The organism is Pseudomonas sp. UMAB-40 (genome assembly GCF_900095275.1).
Taxonomy (GTDB): domain Bacteria; phylum Pseudomonadota; class Gammaproteobacteria; order Pseudomonadales; family Pseudomonadaceae; genus Aquipseudomonas; species Aquipseudomonas mandelii_B.
This window is the reverse complement of sequence record NZ_LT607571.1, coordinates 19,485-37,239: the sequence shown is the minus strand read 5'-3', so window position 1 is coordinate 37,239 and position 17,755 is coordinate 19,485. Positions and strand designations below refer to the sequence as shown.

The window sequence follows — 17,755 nt, the reverse complement described above, 5'->3', positions numbered from 1 at the left end:
AGCTGGCAATCTGCCGATGGTTCATATGCAACGATTCTCGTCCATTGGTCTAAAGGTCGCAGGGGCGAGGGGGGCGTAGAGTCTTGCACCGTGCTTGAGTTTGGCGCTTTTCCCTTTGCTTTCAGGCTTGTACGTCGCGAACTGTGCAGCTTTGCGGCAGATGGTTGGAACATAGGGTTTGCGTGCCGATTTAACTGGGGTACGCTCGAACGAAGCCAGATGTTCAATCCAAACAATGGAGTTCAGCATGGGATACAAGAAGATTCAGGTTCCAGCAGTCGGCGACAAAATCACCGTCAACGCGGACCATTCTCTCAATGTTCCTAACAACCCGATCATCCCCTTCATCGAAGGCGATGGTATTGGCGTTGATATCAGCCCGGTCATGATCAAGGTTGTCGATGCTGCTGTTAAGAAGGCTTACGGCGGCGAGCGCAAAATTTCCTGGATGGAAGTCTACGCCGGGGAAAAAGCGACTCAGGTTTACGATCAGGACACCTGGCTGCCTCAGGAAACCCTGGACGCGGTCAAGGATTACGTGGTTTCCATCAAGGGCCCTCTGACCACCCCGGTCGGTGGCGGCATCCGTTCCCTAAACGTGGCCCTGCGTCAGCAACTCGACCTTTATGTGTGCCTGCGCCCGGTGCGCTGGTTCGAAGGCGTGCCTAGCCCGGTCAAGAAGCCAGGCGACGTTGACATGACGATCTTCCGCGAGAACTCGGAAGACATCTACGCCGGTATCGAATGGAAAGCCGGTTCGCCGGAAGCGACCAAGGTCATCAAGTTCCTCAAAGATGAAATGGGCGTCACCAAGATTCGTTTCGACGAAAACTGCGGTATCGGCATCAAGCCGGTTTCCCTGCAAGGCACCAAGCGTCTGGCGCGCAAGGCGTTGCAATATGTGGTCGACAACGACCGCGACTCGCTGACCATCGTGCACAAAGGCAACATCATGAAGTTCACCGAAGGTGCCTTCAAGGAATGGGCCTACGAAGTGGCCGCTGAAGAATTCGGCGCGACCCTGCTCGACGGCGGTCCGTGGATGCAGTTCAAGAACCCGAAAACCGGCAAGAACGTCATCGTCAAGGACGCCATCGCCGACGCCATGCTCCAGCAGATCCTGCTGCGCCCGGCCGAATACGATGTGATCGCGACCCTGAACCTGAACGGCGACTATCTCTCTGATGCCCTGGCGGCAGAAGTGGGTGGTATCGGTATCGCACCGGGTGCCAACCTGTCCGACACCATTGCCATGTTCGAGGCGACCCACGGTACTGCGCCGAAGTACGCCGGCAAGGACCAGGTCAACCCGGGTTCCCTGATCCTGTCCGCAGAGATGATGCTGCGTCACATGGGCTGGACCGAAGCGGCAGACCTGATCATCAAGGGCACCAACGGCGCGATTTCCGCCAAGACTGTGACCTATGATTTCCACCGTCTGATGGAAGGCGCGAAACTGCTGTCTTCTTCGGCGTTTGGTGATGCGCTCATCTCGCACATGTAAACGAGTTCACGCACGACAAAAACCGCCCGATTCAGTGATTGAGTCGGGCGGTTTTTTTATGACTGGATGATCGGTCGTGTCAGCTCGACACTGTTTCTTGTTTGGTAGCAGGCGCGGTCTGTTCGTCAACGGAAGCGACAGAGCCAATCTTCACTGCGTGCAACCCTTTCGGGCCCTGGACGATATCGAAGCTTACGATTTGCCCGGCCTTGAGAGTCTTGTATCCGTCCATTTCAATGGCCGAATAGTGGGCAAAGAAATCAATAAGATGACCGTCTTCGTCGCGACCTTCTCTGGCGTCGGTGTTAATGAAGCCGAACCCCTTGGCATTGTTGAACCATTTCACCTTGCCGACTGACATACCCATATCCCTCTGCAACAGACTCCATCACTGGAGTATCATCCAGTACATCCGCAGTCGGATCTCGAAATAAGATTGACTCCGCGGACCTTTTTTACCCACTGTGGGCTCTATTGGTTGTAACACCGTTTTGCCGATAGTCAAGGTGACCGGGCGGTCGGAGTTGAAATCGTCCATAGCCGCCCCCACCACTGTATTTGCACAACTGACGAACCTTTCTTTCCATGCATGCAATCAGCCAGATTCGACTAACATTCAATCAGGATCGCCCGGCTCTCCAAAAAGATCACCCGGGGACACACGAGGACGATTCCGCAGGCATTGCTGTTCAGGAAGCAAAGCCTGCTTTACAGGCGCCACCGATGTACAAGGTGGTTTTGTTCAATGATGACTACACACCGATGGATTTCGTCGTCGAAGTGCTCGAGGTGTTTTTTAACCTGAATCGAGAGCTGGCGACCAAGGTCATGCTGGCCGTCCACACAGAAGGACGGGCAGTATGTGGAGTGTTTACCCGCGACATCGCCGAGACTAAGGCCATGCAGGTCAACCAGTACGCCAGGGAAAGCCAGCATCCGCTACTCTGTGAAATCGAGAAGGACGGTTAATCGCCGACCACTTGGGTATGAGGTGAAGCTATGTTAAACCGCGAGCTCGAAGTCACCCTCAATCTTGCCTTCAAGGAGGCTAGATCGAAGCGTCATGAATTCATGACCGTCGAACACCTCCTGCTGGCCCTATTGGACAATGAGGCTGCCGCCACCGTTTTGCGTGCCTGCGGCGCAAACCTCGACAAACTCAAGCACGATCTGCAGGAGTTCATCGACTCCACCACGCCATTGATCCCTGTTCATGACGAGGATCGCGAAACCCAGCCAACCCTGGGCTTCCAGCGTGTACTGCAACGTGCTGTTTTCCACGTACAGAGCTCGGGCAAACGCGAAGTGACTGGCGCTAACGTGCTGGTCGCCATCTTCAGTGAGCAAGAGAGTCAGGCAGTGTTCCTGCTGAAACAGCAGAGCGTTGCGCGCATTGATGTCGTCAACTACATCGCCCATGGCATTTCCAAAGTGCCGGGGCACGGCGATCACTCTGAAGGTGAGCAAGATATGCAGGACGACGAGGGCGGTGAGTCTTCTTCTTCAGGCAATCCTCTGGATGCTTATGCCAGCAACCTTAACGAACTCGCGCGCCAGGGTCGTATCGATCCGTTGGTAGGTCGTGAGCTGGAAGTCGAACGTGTCGCGCAGATCCTGGCGCGTCGTCGCAAAAACAATCCGCTGCTGGTGGGCGAGGCGGGCGTGGGTAAAACCGCGATTGCCGAAGGCCTGGCCAAACGCATTGTCGACAACCAGGTGCCAGACTTGCTGGCCAACAGCGTGGTCTATTCCCTTGATCTGGGGGCCTTGCTGGCTGGGACCAAATACCGTGGCGATTTCGAGAAACGCTTCAAGGCGTTGCTCAATGAGCTGAAAAAACGTCCGCAGGCGATCCTGTTCATCGACGAAATCCACACCATCATCGGTGCGGGTGCCGCGTCCGGTGGCGTCATGGATGCCTCGAACCTTCTCAAGCCGCTGCTGTCGTCGGGCGATATCCGTTGCATCGGATCGACCACGTTCCAGGAATTTCGCGGGATCTTCGAGAAGGACCGTGCCTTGGCCCGGCGCTTCCAGAAGGTCGACGTGTCGGAACCTTCGGTGGAAGACACCATCGGCATCCTGCGCGGCCTGAAAGGTCGTTTCGAAGCGCACCACAACATCGAATACAGCGATGAAGCGTTGCGTGCCGCCGCTGAACTGGCGTCGCGCTACATCAATGACCGGCACATGCCGGACAAGGCCATCGACGTCATCGACGAGGCGGGCGCCTATCAGCGTCTGCAACCAATCGAGAAACGCGTGAAACGCATCGAGGTGCCTCAAGTCGAGGACATCGTTGCGAAAATCGCGCGGATTCCGCCTAAGCACGTCACCAGCTCCGACAAAGAGCTGCTGCGTAACCTTGAGCGTGACCTGAAGCTGACGGTATTTGGCCAGGATGCTGCGATCGACTCGTTGTCGACCGCGATCAAACTGTCCCGTGCCGGGCTCAAGTCACCTGACAAACCAGTCGGTTCGTTCCTGTTTGCAGGGCCGACCGGTGTCGGTAAAACCGAAGCGGCGCGTCAGCTGGCCAAGGCGTTGGGCATCGAACTGGTTCGTTTCGACATGTCCGAGTACATGGAGCGCCACACCGTCTCGCGTCTGATCGGTGCGCCTCCAGGCTATGTCGGGTTTGATCAGGGCGGTCTGCTGACCGAAGCCATCACCAAGCAGCCTCACTGCGTGTTGTTGCTCGATGAGATCGAGAAGGCGCATCCGGAAGTCTTCAACCTGCTGTTGCAGGTCATGGACCACGGTACGCTGACCGATAACAACGGGCGCAAGGCGGATTTCCGTAACGTGATCGTCATCATGACGACCAACGCCGGTGCCGAAACAGCAGCGCGTGCTTCGATCGGTTTCACCCATCAGGACCACTCGTCCGATGCGATGGAAGTGATCAAGAAAAGCTTCACGCCGGAGTTCCGCAACCGTCTGGACACCATTATCCAGTTTGGTCGCCTCAGCCATGAGGTCATCAAAAGCGTGGTGGACAAGTTCCTTACCGAGCTTCAGGCGCAGCTGGAAGACAAGCGCGTGCAGCTGGAAGTGACCGATGCTGCGCGAAGCTGGCTGGCAGCCGGTGGCTACGACTCGGCAATGGGGGCTCGACCAATGGCGCGCTTGATCCAGGACAAGATCAAGCGTCCGCTGGCGGAAGAAATCCTCTTTGGCGAACTGGCCGACCATGGTGGCGTGGTGCACATCGACCTCAAGGATGGCGAGCTGACCTTCGAGTTCGAAACCACGGCTGAAATGGCCTGAAGGCTGTAAAGCGAAAAGGCGCCTTCGGGCGCCTTTTTTGTTGTCTATTAAATTGGGTGCATATCCGTTGCTGCGGTAACGGCGGCTTAGGGTTTCGCCCTTACGGCGACTCACTTTTTTTACAAGCGCCTAAAAAAAGTAAGCAAAAAAACGCTCGCCCCAAGCGTCCGGCCCCTCGCTTAAGGCTCGGCGTACCTTCGCTCCGGTATCCATCCGGGGACACTGCCCTCCGGTCTGCTTCGCGACGACCTACATGCAGCGTGTTCGACTGCGTCGAACGGCGCTGCGCGCCACTCCCCGGATGAACACCTCCACTCAGCCTCCCGAAAGGGGCGGGCAGATCAAAAGCTGAAGGCGAGCTAACGCTCGGCCTGATGAGTGGTGAAAAGCGCGCGTACATCCGCTCAACCGCATCCCTTTAGGGGGTTGTCGAGTGAAACGAGGCTGCGATTTTTTGCTTCGGCTTCGGCTTCGGCTTCGGCTTCGGCTTCGGCTTCGGCTTCGGCTGTGGCTGTGGCTGTGGCTGTGGCTGTGGCTTTTGACGTTGATCCTGCTTTTGACCTTTTGCCCCTTCGGCAGGCCGAGCGTAGGTGTTCATCAGGGGATTAGGCGCGTAGCGCCGTTCGGCGAAGCCGAACACATCGAGAGGAGGTCGTCGCGAAGCAGACCGTAGGCGATGTCCCCTGATGGATACCGTAGCGAAGTGCCGTACGCCGGGGCAAAGCCTTAATGAGATGGTCAGCCCGGCGAGAACCTCGGCGAGTCTAAACTTGCCGGGGCGCTCTCTTTACCGAAGGAGGATCTCTCATGAATACCGTGACGCTTCTGGGTATCGACATCGGCAAGAACACTTTCCACCTGCATGGACAGGACGCCAGGGGCCATCAGGTGCTGCGTAAAAAGCTCAACCGCAACCAATTGCTCCCCTATCTGGCGCAGATTTCGACCTGCAAAATTGCCATGGAGTCTTGCGGCGGTTCTCAGTGGCTTGCCCGGAAAATCAAGGAGCAAGGCCATCAAGTGCAGTTGATCGCACCGCAACATGTGAAGGCCTATGTCACCGGCAACAAAAACGACTTCATTGATGCCGAGGCCATTTGTGAAGCGGCCTCGCGCCCTAGAACCCGTTCGGTCCAAGTCAAAACCGTAGAACAGCAGTTGCTGTGCACTGAGCACCGACTGCGCAAGTCATTGGTCAGTCGACGCACCGCCGTCATCAATCAAGTGCATGGATTTCTCCTGGAGTTCGGCGTCATCTTTCCCGCCGGATACGCCGCCCTTGATCGGGTCTCGGGCCTGATGCAAAGCCGTGAACTGCCCATCCGTTTGATAAACGCCATTGAGCGCATGCTTGAAGATATTCGGCACCTGACTGGCGAGATCAAAAAACTGGATGTCGAGATCAAGCAAAACCTCGTCCAAAGTGACGCCGGCCAACGCTTGCAAAGCATCCCCGGCATCGGCCCCCTCATCGCTAGCGCTCTGGTGGCCGATGTCGGCGACGCTTCGGTTTTCAAATCGTCCCGCGACTTCGCCGCCTCGTTGGGGTTGGTGCCGCGACAGTATTCAACAGGTGGCGAAACGGTCCTCCTCGGCATCAGCAAACGGGGCGATAAATACCTAAGAAGCCTGCTGGTACAGGGCGCTCACACCGTTTTGTACCGAGTCGATCACCGCACCGACGCCCTTGGTAGGTGGGCCAATAACTTGCTCGCCCGCAAGCCGCTGAACAAAGTGGCCTGTGCCCTGGCGAACAAAATGGCCAGAATCATCTGGGTGTTATTAACCAAGGGCGGCACCTACAACTCACAGCTTTTGGCTTGATCCGTACGCTTTACCACCGGCTTTTGCGACGTCAGTAGCTGATGACGATAAACGGCAGACATCCTGGCTGAAAACCTGATAAGCAAAAAAGCTTTGGAGGCTGAAGCCTTTTTAAAGGACAGGCAGGAGCGACTACTCATCAAGGGCCGAGCACTATCCGTGCTCACACTGAGCCCGGATACATTAGCGCAAGCTCGATTTACCGTTCATCAATGCTGGGTGGCAGAAGATGGGCTGACCATACATTTGCTTACTTTTCGGCGTTTGGAAAAGTGAGTCGCTGTAAGAGCGAAACCATATTCAGCCGTTACCGCAGCAACGGATATACACCCAAAACCCAAGAACCAAAAAAACCACCAAATCGCACAAACAAAAACGCCCGGCATACACCGGGCGTTTTGTATTGACTTGATTAGCGAGCGCGGTAAGTGATGCGCCCTTTGCTCAAGTCATAGGGCGTCAGCTCGACGCGCACTTTGTCACCGGTAAGAATACGAATGTAGTTCTTGCGCATCTTGCCGGAGATATGCGCGGTTACGACGTGCCCATTTTCCAACTCCACACGAAACATGGTGTTGGGCAGGGTGTCGACGACAGTGCCTTCCATTTCGAAGCTGTCTTCTTTCGACATGCAGTAAAGCCCTCGGTGTCCAATGAATGGCCCGGTGCAACTGCGCCAGGCAAAAGCGGCGTGCATTGTGCCCGAAAAATGGGGTTTAAGCCAAGGGGTTCTAGTTCAGGATGACCCAGCGCTGATTAATCAGCAGTTCGATGGGGCGATATTGCGTCTTATAGCTCATCTTTTTGCAGTTTTTGATCCAGTAGCCGAGGTAGACCGCTTCCAGTCCAAGGCGCTGGGCCTCGGCGATTTGCCAGAGGATCGCGTAGCGACCCAGGCTGCGGCGTTCTTCTTCGGGCTCGTAGAAGGTGTAGACCGCCGACAGACCGTTCGGCAGCAAGTCGGTAACGGCGACCGCCAGTAGCCGGCCTTCGAGTCGAAATTCGTAGAATCGCGAGAACGGCAGGTCACGCACCAGGAACGTCGAAAACTGGTCGCGACTCGGCGGGTACATATCGCCATCGGCGTGACGCTGTTCGATGTAGCGTTGATAGAGATCGAAATACTCTTCGCTGAATTTCGGCCGGGCCGGGCGCACTTGCAGGTCGGCGTTACGTTTGAAAATGCGTTTCTGCTGACGGTTGGGCGTAAATTGCGCCACAGGGATGCGCGCCGGGACGCACGCATTGCAATTCTGGCAATGAGGCCGGTAAAGATGATCGCCGCTGCGACGGAAACCCATTTCAGACAGGTCTGCGTAGACATGCACATCCATGGGCTGACTAGGGTCGAGGAACAGGGTCGTGGCCTGCTCCTCGGGCAGATAGCTGCAAGAGTGGGGCTGAGTGGCATAAAACTTCAAACGCGCCAACTCGGTCATGATCAACCCTCGGGAATAAGCTTTGGATTAAGTGTAAGCCACACGGGCAAAAGTCGCTCAGCAAACCCAGGTGGCGCTGCTGGGTTGATCGAGATGTTGCGCGAGAAAGTTGGCGAAATCGCGCCGAGGAATCGCTCGGGCGCCGAGGCTGTGCAGATGGTCGGTCGGCATCTGGCAGTCGATCAGTACAAAACCTGAGTCTTTCAGGTGTCGTACCAGCGTGGCAAAGCCATATTTCGAGGCATTGTCGGCGCGGCTGAACATGGATTCACCGAAAAACAGCTGACCCATCGCCAGGCCATAGAGCCCGCCGACCAGCACGCCATCATCCCAAACCTCCACGGAATGCGCGTAGCCACGCCGATGCAGTTCGAGGTAAGCCGTCTGCATCGCGTCAGTGATCCAGGTCCCGTCGGCGTAATCCCGAGGCGCGGCGCAGGCGCTGATCACCGAGGCAAAATCCTGATCGAAGGTCACTTGATAGCGTTGCTGGCGCAGCAATTTATTCAGGCTGCGCGAGACATGCAGTTCGTCGGGAAATAACACGGTGCGCGGATCCGGCGACCACCACAGGATCGGCTGGCCTTCCGAGAACCATGGAAAGCAGCCGTGGCGATAAGCCTGAATCAGACGATCGGCGGACAGATCGCCGCCCGCGGCCAACAAACCGTTGGGGTCGCGCATGGCTTTTTCCAGCGGCGGAAACGTCAGGGTGTTGCGTTGTAACCAAGTCAGCATGGCATCCGGGCTTGCAGAAGGGGAGGGCGGTGGCGGGCTGGAGGGCCCGCCGTGAAGTGTGCCGTCAAACGGTGGGAATGTCGTCGAGGTATTTCTCGGCGTCCAGCGCGGCCATGCAGCCAGCCCCTGCGGAGGTTACGGCCTGGCGGTAGACGTGATCGGCCACGTCGCCGGCGGCGAACACGCCCGGGATCTCGGTGGCCGTGGCATCGCCTTCGCTGCCGCCCTTGACCAGCAGATAGCCGTCACGCATTTTCAGCTGGCCTTCGAACAGGTCGGTGTTGGGCTTGTGGCCGATGGCGATGAACACGCCGGCCAGCGCCAATTCACGGGTTTCGCCCGTGAGGCTGTCGCGCAGGCGGGCGCCGGTCACGCCACTGGCATCACCCAGCACTTCATCGAGATTCTGGTTCCAGTGCAGGCGGATATTACCGTTGGCGGCTTTTTCGAAGAGTTTGTCCTGGAGAATCTTCTCCGAGCGCAACTTGTCGCGCCGGTGAATCAGGTGGACTTCCTTGGCGATGTTCGACAAGTACAGCGCTTCTTCAACGGCGGTGTTGCCGCCGCCGACCACCGCGACCACTTGATTGCGATAAAAAAATCCGTCGCACGTGGCGCAGGCCGAAACCCCTCGGCCGGCAAAGGCTTCTTCCGAAGGCAGCCCCAGGTACTGCGCGGAAGCGCCGGTCGCGATAATCAGGGCGTCGCAGGTGTAAGTGTCGCCATCACCGATCAGCTCAAACGGGCGTTGTTGCAACTTGGCGGTATGGATGTGGTCGTAAACGATCTCGGTGGCAAAGCGCTCGGCGTGTTTTTGCATGCGTTCCATCAGCACCGGGCCGGTGAGGCCTTCAACGTCGCCGGGCCAGTTATCGACTTCGACGGTCGTGGTCAGCTGGCCACCTGCCTGTATGCCGGTAATGACAACGGGTTTGAGGTTGGCGCGGGCGGCATAAACGGCTGCGCTGTATCCGGCAGGGCCGGAACCCAGAATGATCAGGCGGGAATGCTTCGGTTCGCTCATAAAAACACCTCATAAGCCTTTGTCACAAAAGAGAATGCATGCTCAAATTGAAACGCGCGTAACGTGCTTTTGGCTATGCTACACCGAAGGGCTTCAAGCATGGCATCGGGCGAACAAACCCGTACAATGCCGTCTGTAACAGTGGTTGAAACAAAATAAGCTGTGCGTACCGTGTTTATAAAAACCGGGGCGCAATGTTAAAAGTAGTCCCAGTTGCGCGTGTTAACTTTTTTACCTGCCTGGATTGGGCAGTTTTTTATAGTCATTCAACAGATGGACGCGCCCAGGGCGCAGGAAAAGAAGCGTTTTGAAGAAATCCACCGCAGCACCCAAAACAGTCGTCGTTCCACTCTGGCGCCAGCACTTGCACTACCGGCTCAAGGAAGGTGCATTGATCGCCATCGGCGGCCTGTGCCTGTTCCTGATGATGGCCTTGTTGACCTATGGCAAGGACGATCCGGGCTGGAGCCATAACAGCAAGATCGACGACGTACAGAACTTCGGCGGGCCGGTCGGCTCCTACAGCGCCGATATCCTGTTCATGGTGCTGGGTTACTTCGCCTACATCTTCCCGCTGTTGCTGGCGATCAAGGCCTATCAGATCTTCCGTCAGCGCCACGAACAGTGGCAGTGGAGCGGCTGGCTGTTCTCCTGGCGCCTGATCGGCCTGGTGTTTCTGGTGCTGTCGGGCGCGGCCCTCGCGCATATCCATTTCCATGCGGCGACCGGTCTGCCGGCCGGTGCTGGCGGTGCGTTGGGCGAAAGCCTTGGCGACCTGGCCAGGAACGCGCTGAACATCCAGGGCAGCACGCTGTTGTTCATCGCGCTGTTCCTGTTCGGCCTGACGGTGTTCACCGACCTGTCGTGGTTCAAGGTGATGGACGTTACCGGCAAGATCACCCTCGACCTGTTCGAACTGTTCCAGGGCGCGGCCAATCGCTGGTGGAGCGCCCGTGTCGAGCGCAAACAACTGGTGGCGCAGCTGCGTGAAGTCGACGACCGTGTGCATGACGTGGTTGCGCCGACCGTCACCGACAAACGCGAGCAAGCCAAGGTCAAGGAACGCCTGATCGAACGTGAGCAGGCCCTGAGCAAACACATGTCGGACCGCGAGAAGCAGGTGCCGCCGGTGATTGCCCCTGCGCCGCCGAAGCCATCGGCGCCCAGCAAACGCGTGGAAAAAGAGAAACAGGCGCCGTTGTTCGTCGACAGTGCCGTCGAAGGCACCTTGCCGCCGATCTCGATTCTCGACCCGGCAGAAAAGAAACAACTCAATTACTCGCCTGAATCCCTGGCTGCGGTTGGCCATCTGCTGGAAATCAAGCTCAAGGAATTCGGCGTCGAAGTCTCGGTGGATTCGATCCACCCGGGCCCGGTGATTACCCGTTACGAAATCCAGCCTGCGGCCGGCGTCAAGGTCAGCCGCATCTCCAACCTGGCGAAAGACCTGGCACGTTCCCTGGCCGTGACCAGCGTGCGCGTGGTGGAAGTGATTCCAGGCAAGACCACCGTTGGTATCGAGATTCCCAACGAAGACCGCCAGATCGTGCGCTTCTCCGAAGTGCTGTCGACCCCCGAGTACGACAACTTCAAGTCGCCGGTTACGTTGGCCCTGGGCCACGACATCGGCGGCAAGCCGGTCATCACTGACCTGGCGAAAATGCCGCACTTGCTGGTAGCTGGTACAACCGGTTCCGGTAAATCGGTGGGCGTGAACGCGATGATCCTGTCGATCCTGTTCAAGTCCGGCCCGGAAGACGCCAAGCTGATCATGATCGACCCGAAAATGCTCGAGCTGTCGATCTACGAAGGCATTCCGCACTTGCTGTGCCCGGTCGTGACCGACATGAAGGACGCGGCCAACGCCCTGCGCTGGAGCGTGGCGGAGATGGAGCGTCGCTACAAACTGATGGCGAAGATGGGCGTTCGAAACCTGTCGGGCTTCAACGCCAAGGTCAAGGAAGCCCAGGATGCCGGTACGCCGCTGACCGACCCGTTGTACAAGCGCGAAAGCATTCACGACGAAGCGCCGCTGCTGACCAAGCTGCCGACCATCGTTGTGGTCGTCGACGAATTCGCCGACATGATGATGATCGTCGGCAAGAAGGTTGAAGAACTGATCGCCCGTATCGCGCAGAAGGCCCGTGCGGCCGGTATCCACTTGATCCTCGCGACCCAGCGTCCGTCCGTTGACGTGATCACCGGTCTGATCAAGGCCAACATTCCGACGCGCATGGCGTTCCAGGTGTCGAGCAAGATCGACTCCCGGACCATCATCGACCAGGGCGGCGCCGAACAACTGCTGGGCCACGGTGACATGCTCTACATGCCGCCGGGCACCAGCCTGCCGATCCGTGTCCACGGTGCGTTCGTGTCCGATGACGAGGTTCACCGGGTGGTTGAAGCCTGGAAACTGCGCGGTGCACCGGAATACAACGACGAGATCCTGGCCGGTGTAGAAGAGGCCGGTAGCGGTTTCGACGGCGGCAGTGGCGGTGGCGACGAAGACAGCGAATCCGATGCGCTCTACGACGAAGCGGTGCAGTTCGTACTGGAAAGCCGTCGTGCGTCCATCTCTGCGGTTCAGCGCAAGCTGAAAATCGGCTACAACCGCGCCGCACGCATGATCGAAGCCATGGAAATGGCCGGGGTCGTGACGTCCATGAATACCAACGGTTCGCGTGAAGTCCTGGCACCTGGCCCGGTACGCGACTGATTTGAATCTGCCTTGAATTGAAAAGCGGCGGCGCGGTGATGCGCCGCCGCACCCCCCACGAATGTTATGAGGACTCCCATGCGTCTTATCCGCATGCTGTTGCTGCCGGTACTGGCTTTGACCACGCTCTCGGCCCACGCCGATGACAAGGACGTGGCGCGTCTGACCCAACTGCTGGAAAAATCCCAGACCCTGACTGCGCGCTTCTCTCAGCTGACGCTGGATGGCAGCGGCACCCAGTTGCAGGAAACGGCCGGGCAAATGTCCCTGCAGCGTCCTGGCCTGTTTTACTGGCATACCGACGCACCGCAAGAGCAATTGATGGTTTCCGATGGCAAAAAGGTGTCCCTGTGGGACCCGGACCTGGAGCAGGTCACCATCAAGACCCTTGACCAGCGCCTGACCCAGACCCCGGCGCTGCTGCTGTCCGGCGACGTGTCCAAGATCAGCCAGAGCTTCGACATCAGTGCCAAGGAAGCTGGCGGCGTGATCGACTTCACCTTGAAGCCGAAAACCAAGGACACCCTGTTCGACAGCCTGCGTCTGTCGTTCCGCAATGGCCTGGTCAATGACATGCAACTGATCGACAGCGTCGGTCAGCGCACCAACATCCTGTTCACCGGCGTGAAGGCCAACGAGCCGATCCCGGCGTCCAAGTTCAAGTTCGACATCCCCAAGGGTGCCGACGTGATCCAGGAGTAAAGCGCAAAACCCTTGTAGGAGCCGGCTTGCTGGCGATGGCGGTTTGTCATTCAACATTAGTGTCGACTGATCCACCATCGCCAGCAAGCCGGCTCCTACAGAGGGATGCGGTGTTCATAGCGAGGTTTTAAAAGTACGTGATGGACCTGTTTCGCAGTGCCCCGATCGCTCAACCTTTGGCTGCACGCCTGCGTGCGGCCAATCTGGACGAGTACGTCGGTCAGGAACACCTGCTCGCTCGCGGCAAGCCTTTGCGCGAAGCCCTGGAGCAGGGTGCCCTGCACTCGATGATTTTCTGGGGCCCGCCGGGCGTGGGCAAGACCACCCTGGCGCGATTGCTGGCGGAAGTCTCGGATGCGCACTTCGAAACGGTCTCGGCGGTACTGGCTGGCGTGAAGGAAATCCGTCAGGCGGTGGAAATCGCCAAGCAGCAGGCCGGCCAATACGGCAAACGCACCATCCTGTTCGTCGATGAAGTGCATCGCTTCAACAAGTCGCAGCAGGATGCATTCCTGCCGTACGTTGAAGACGGCACGCTGATTTTCATCGGCGCGACCACGGAAAACCCTTCGTTCGAACTCAACAACGCGTTGCTCTCCCGGGCACGGGTTTACGTGCTCAAAAGCCTCGACGAAGCGGCCCTGCGCAGATTGGTGCACCGGGCGCTGACCGAAGAGCGTGGCCTGGGCAAGCGGCAGTTGACCCTCAGCGATGAAGGCTTCCAGATGCTGCTGTCCGCTGCGGATGGCGATGGCCGACGGCTGCTGAACCTGTTGGAAAACGCTTCGGACCTGGCGGAAGACAACAGCGAGATCGGTGTCGATCTGCTGCAAAGTCTGCTCGGTGATACCCGTCGGCGTTTCGACAAGGGCGGCGAAGCGTTCTACGACCAGATTTCCGCACTGCATAAATCGGTGCGCGGCTCCAATCCCGACGGCGCGTTGTACTGGTTCGCGCGGATGATCGACGGCGGTTGCGATCCGCTGTACCTGGCTCGGCGCGTGGTGCGCATGGCCAGCGAAGACATCGGTAACGCCGACCCGCGTGCCCTGAGCCTGTGCCTGGCGGCGTGGGAAGTGCAGGAGCGCCTCGGCAGTCCCGAAGGTGAATTGGCGGTGGCCCAGGCCATCACCTATCTGGCTTGCGCGCCGAAAAGCAACGCGGTGTACATGGGCTTCAAGGCCGCCATGCGCAGCGCCACCGAACACGGTTCGCTGGAAGTGCCGCTACACCTGCGTAACGCACCGACCAAGCTGATGAAGCAACTGGGTTACGGCGATGAATACCGTTACGCCCACGATGAGCCGGACGCCTATGCCGCCGGCGAAGACTATTTCCCGGAAGAACTCGAGCCGCAACCGTTCTATCAGCCCGTGCCTCGTGGCCTGGAGCTGAAGATCGGCGAAAAGCTCAATCACCTCGCACAACTTGACCGTCTAAGCCCCCGGCAGCGGAGAAAATAAGTGATTCCTTTGGTTATTGCGGTCTCCGTTGGCGGTGTCGCCGGGACTCTGTTGCGTTTTGCCACCGGTAATTGGGTCAACGCTAATTGGCCGCGGCACTTCTATACCGCGACGCTGGCCGTTAATATCGTCGGCTGTTTGCTGATCGGCGTTCTATACGGTCTGTTTTTGCTACGCCCGGAGGTGCCGATCGAGGTGCGCGCCGGGTTGATGGTCGGCTTCCTCGGGGGGCTGACGACTTTTTCATCCTTTTCACTGGATACGGTGCGCCTGCTCGAAACCGGGCAAATGCCGCTGGCCCTGGGCTATGCTGCCATCAGCGTATTCGGCGGGCTGCTCGCGACCTGGGCTGGCCTGTCCTTGACCAAACTTTGATAACGAGAGACCGACATGCTCGATTCCAAACTGTTACGTAGCAACCTTCAGGACGTAGCGGACCGCCTGGCATCCCGTGGCTACACGCTGGATGTTGCGCGCATCGAAGCGCTGGAAGAACAGCGCAAGACCGTCCAGACCCGCACCGAAGCACTGCAGGCTGAACGTAATGCGCGCTCCAAATCCATCGGTCAGGCCAAGCAGCGCGGCGAAGACATTGCGCCGTTGATGGCCGACGTCGAGCGCATGGCGAACGAGTTGAGTGCCGGTAAAGTCGAGCTGGACGGGATCCAGACCGATCTGGATTCGATCCTGCTCGGCATCCCGAACCTGCCGCACGAATCCGTGCCAATTGGTGATGACGAAGACGGCAACGTCGAAGTGCGCCGCTGGGGCACCCCGACCGCGTTCGATTTCCCGGTCCAGGACCACGTGGCCCTGGGTGAGAAGTTCGGCTGGCTGGACTTCGAAACTGCCGCCAAGCTGTCCGGCGCTCGTTTTGCCCTGCTGCGCGGCCCGATCGCTCGCATGCACCGCGCCCTGGCGCAGTTCATGATCAACCTGCACACCAGCGAACACGGTTACGAAGAGGCTTACACGCCGTATCTGGTCCAGGCTCCAGCGCTGCAAGGCACCGGTCAGCTGCCGAAGTTCGAAGAAGACCTGTTCAAGATCAGCCGCGAAGGCGAAGCCGATCTGTACCTGATCCCGACGGCTGAAGTGTCGCTGACCAACATCGTCGCTGGCGAAATCGTCGATTCGAAACTGCTGCCGATCAAGTTCGTCGCCCACACCCCGTGCTTCCGCAGTGAAGCCGGTGCATCGGGTCGCGATACCCGCGGGATGATCCGTCAGCACCAGTTCGACAAGGTCGAAATGGTCCAGATCGTTGAGCCGTCGACCTCGATGGACGCGCTGGAAGGCCTGACGGCCAACGCCGAGAAAGTTCTGCAACTGCTGGAACTGCCTTATCGCACGATTGCACTGTGCACCGGCGACATGGGTTTCAGTGCGGTCAAGACTTACGACCTGGAAGTGTGGATCCCGAGCCAGGACAAGTACCGCGAGATTTCGTCGTGCTCCAACTGCGGCGACTTCCAGGCCCGTCGTATGCAAGCGCGTTTCCGCAACCCGGAAACCGGCAAGCCTGAGCTGGTTCACACCCTGAACGGTTCGGGTCTTGCGGTCGGTCGTACCCTGGTGGCGGTGCTGGAAAACTACCAGCAGGCCGACGGTTCGATCCGTGTGCCTGAAGTGCTGAAACCGTACATGGGTGGCCTCGAGGTCATCGGCTAAATGGATTATCTGCCGCTGTTTCATAACCTTCGCGGCAGTCGTGTGTTGGTCGTTGGTGGGGGGGAGATTGCCTTGCGCAAATCCCGCCTGCTGGCCGAAGCCGGTGCGCTGCTGCGGGTGGTCGCACCTGAAATCGAACCGCAACTGCGCGAACTGGTTGTCGGCAGCGGTGGCGAGTGCCTGTTACGGGGCTACCTCGAAGCGGACATGGACGGTTGCGGGCTGATCATTGCCGCCACCGACGACGAACCGCTGAACGCGCAAGTCTCCGCCGATGCCCATCGGCGTTGCGTGCCGGTCAATGTGGTGGATGCGCCCGCCTTGTGCAGCGTGATCTTCCCGGCGATCGTCGACCGTTCTCCCTTGATCATCGCGGTGTCCAGCGGCGGCGACGCGCCGGTGCTGGCGCGGCTGATCCGCGCCAAACTGGAAACCTGGATTCCTTCCACCTACGGTCAACTGGCCGGTCTGGCGGCGCGTTTTCGCAGCCAGGTCAAACGCCTGTTCCCGGATGTGCAGCAGCGTCGGGCATTCTGGGAAGATGTGTTCCAGGGCCCGATTGCCGACCGGCAACTGGCCGGGCAGGGCGCTGAAGCCGAACGCTTGATGCTGGCAAAGATCAATGGCGAAGCGCCGGTCGCCACCGGTGAAGTGTATTTGGTGGGCGCGGGTCCCGGTGATCCCGACTTGCTGACCTTCCGTGCCTTGCGCCTGATGCAGCAAGCCGATGTGGTGCTCTACGACCGTCTGGTCGCCCCGGCGATTCTCGATTTGTGCCGTCGCGATGCCGAGCGGGTCTACGTCGGCAAGCGTCGCGCCGATCACGCCGTGCCGCAGGACCAGATCAATCAGCAATTGGTGGACCTGGCCAAGCAAGGCAAACGGGTCGTGCGATTGAAGGGCGGTGATCCGTTCATCTTCGGTCGCGGCGGTGAAGAGATCGAAGAACTGGCGGCCCATGGCATCCCGTTCCAGGTCGTGCCGGGTATCACGGCCGCCAGCGGTTGCGCGGCGTATGCCGGGATTCCGCTGACTCATCGTGATTACGCGCAGTCGGTGCGATTTGTCACCGGCCACTTGAAGGATGGTTCCACCGACTTGCCGTGGGCCGACCTGGTCGCGCCGGCACAAACCCTGGTGTTTTACATGGGGCTGGTGGGCTTGCCGATCATCTGCGAGCAGTTGATCAAGCACGGTCGCGGGGCGGACACCCCGGCGGCGCTGATTCAGCAGGGCACCACGGTCAATCAGCGGGTATTTACCGGCACGCTGGCTGATCTTCCTCGACTGGTGGCGGAGCATGAAGTGCATGCGCCGACACTGGTGATCGTTGGGGAAGTGGTGCAATTGCGCGAGAAACTGGCGTGGTTTGAAGGGGCTCAGGCGCAAGTTTAGAGACCGAGT

General features: G+C 58.7%; 15 protein-coding genes. 10 read left to right on the top strand and 5 right to left on the bottom strand.

Annotated features, from left to right (window positions below):
- Positions 1 to 247 precede the first annotated feature (247 nt).
- The gene (gene icd / locus K0F88_RS25335) at positions 248 to 1,504 is read left to right on the top strand and encodes an NADP-dependent isocitrate dehydrogenase (protein ID WP_010458895.1); all 1,257 of its coding nucleotides are present in this window, start codon (positions 248 to 250) and stop codon (positions 1,502 to 1,504) included.
- A gap of 79 nt (positions 1,505 to 1,583) precedes the next feature.
- Here icd and K0F88_RS25330 read toward each other — a convergent pair whose 3' ends face one another.
- Positions 1,584 to 1,865, bottom strand: a complete 282-nt coding sequence (locus K0F88_RS25330) for a cold shock domain-containing protein (protein ID WP_094468044.1) — start codon at positions 1,863 to 1,865, stop codon at positions 1,584 to 1,586.
- Positions 1,866 to 2,089: 224 nt separating this feature from the next.
- On the opposite strand from K0F88_RS25330, the gene clpS reads away from it, so the two are divergent.
- From clpS to K0F88_RS25315, 3 genes are all read left to right on the top strand, one after another.
- Positions 2,090 to 2,473 carry an ATP-dependent Clp protease adapter ClpS gene (clpS, locus tag K0F88_RS25325; protein ID WP_094468037.1) on the top strand — a complete coding sequence of 128 codons (384 nt, stop codon included), beginning with the start codon at positions 2,090 to 2,092 and terminating at the stop codon, positions 2,471 to 2,473.
- Positions 2,474 to 2,503: 30 nt separating this feature from the next.
- Positions 2,504 to 4,774 (top strand): ATP-dependent Clp protease ATP-binding subunit ClpA, encoded by a 2,271-nt coding sequence (gene clpA / locus K0F88_RS25320; RefSeq protein ID WP_007946437.1) that lies wholly within the window; start codon positions 2,504 to 2,506, stop codon positions 4,772 to 4,774.
- A gap of 807 nt (positions 4,775 to 5,581) precedes the next feature.
- Entirely contained in the window at positions 5,582 to 6,598 is a 1,017-nt protein-coding gene (locus K0F88_RS25315; protein ID WP_219097039.1) for an IS110 family transposase, read from the top strand.
- Positions 6,599 to 7,010: 412 nt separating this feature from the next.
- Here K0F88_RS25315 and infA read toward each other — a convergent pair whose 3' ends face one another.
- From infA to trxB, 4 genes are all read right to left on the bottom strand, one after another.
- Positions 7,011 to 7,229, bottom strand: a complete 219-nt coding sequence (gene infA / locus K0F88_RS25310) for a translation initiation factor IF-1 (protein ID WP_002553999.1) — start codon at positions 7,227 to 7,229, stop codon at positions 7,011 to 7,013.
- Between the two features lie 100 nt (positions 7,230 to 7,329).
- Positions 7,330 to 8,037: an arginyltransferase gene (locus tag K0F88_RS25305; RefSeq protein ID WP_219097037.1), complete on the bottom strand. Its 708-nt coding sequence runs from the start codon at positions 8,035 to 8,037 to the stop codon at positions 7,330 to 7,332.
- A gap of 57 nt (positions 8,038 to 8,094) precedes the next feature.
- Entirely contained in the window at positions 8,095 to 8,775 is a 681-nt protein-coding gene (aat, locus tag K0F88_RS25300) for a leucyl/phenylalanyl-tRNA--protein transferase (RefSeq protein ID WP_094468034.1), read from the bottom strand.
- Between the two features lie 64 nt (positions 8,776 to 8,839).
- Positions 8,840 to 9,799 (bottom strand): thioredoxin-disulfide reductase, encoded by a 960-nt coding sequence (trxB, locus tag K0F88_RS25295; protein WP_094468033.1) that lies wholly within the window; start codon positions 9,797 to 9,799, stop codon positions 8,840 to 8,842.
- 307 nt (positions 9,800 to 10,106) lie between these two features.
- Here trxB and K0F88_RS25290 point away from each other — a divergent pair, with 307 nt between their 5' ends.
- The 6 genes from K0F88_RS25290 (at position 10,107) to cysG (ending at position 17,746) form a co-directional block, all read left to right on the top strand.
- Positions 10,107 to 12,515, top strand: coding sequence for a DNA translocase FtsK (locus tag K0F88_RS25290; protein ID WP_219097035.1), 2,409 nt, complete (start codon positions 10,107 to 10,109; stop codon positions 12,513 to 12,515).
- Positions 12,516 to 12,593: 78 nt separating this feature from the next.
- Positions 12,594 to 13,217, top strand: a complete 624-nt coding sequence (lolA, locus tag K0F88_RS25285) for an outer membrane lipoprotein chaperone LolA (protein WP_007904916.1) — start codon at positions 12,594 to 12,596, stop codon at positions 13,215 to 13,217.
- A 140-nt stretch (positions 13,218 to 13,357) separates the two neighbouring features.
- A complete protein-coding gene (locus K0F88_RS25280) occupies positions 13,358 to 14,680 on the top strand; it encodes a replication-associated recombination protein A (RefSeq protein ID WP_219097033.1) in 1,323 nt (440 codons plus the stop codon).
- A complete protein-coding gene (gene crcB / locus K0F88_RS25275; RefSeq protein ID WP_010458911.1) occupies positions 14,681 to 15,055 on the top strand; it encodes a fluoride efflux transporter CrcB in 375 nt (124 codons plus the stop codon).
- A gap of 15 nt (positions 15,056 to 15,070) precedes the next feature.
- Complete coding sequence (gene serS, locus K0F88_RS25270; protein WP_010458913.1) at positions 15,071 to 16,351, top strand: serine--tRNA ligase; 1,281 nt, start codon at positions 15,071 to 15,073, stop codon at positions 16,349 to 16,351.
- Complete coding sequence (gene cysG / locus K0F88_RS25265; protein WP_219097032.1) at positions 16,352 to 17,746, top strand: siroheme synthase CysG; 1,395 nt, start codon at positions 16,352 to 16,354, stop codon at positions 17,744 to 17,746.
- Positions 17,747 to 17,755: the final 9 nt, after the last annotated feature.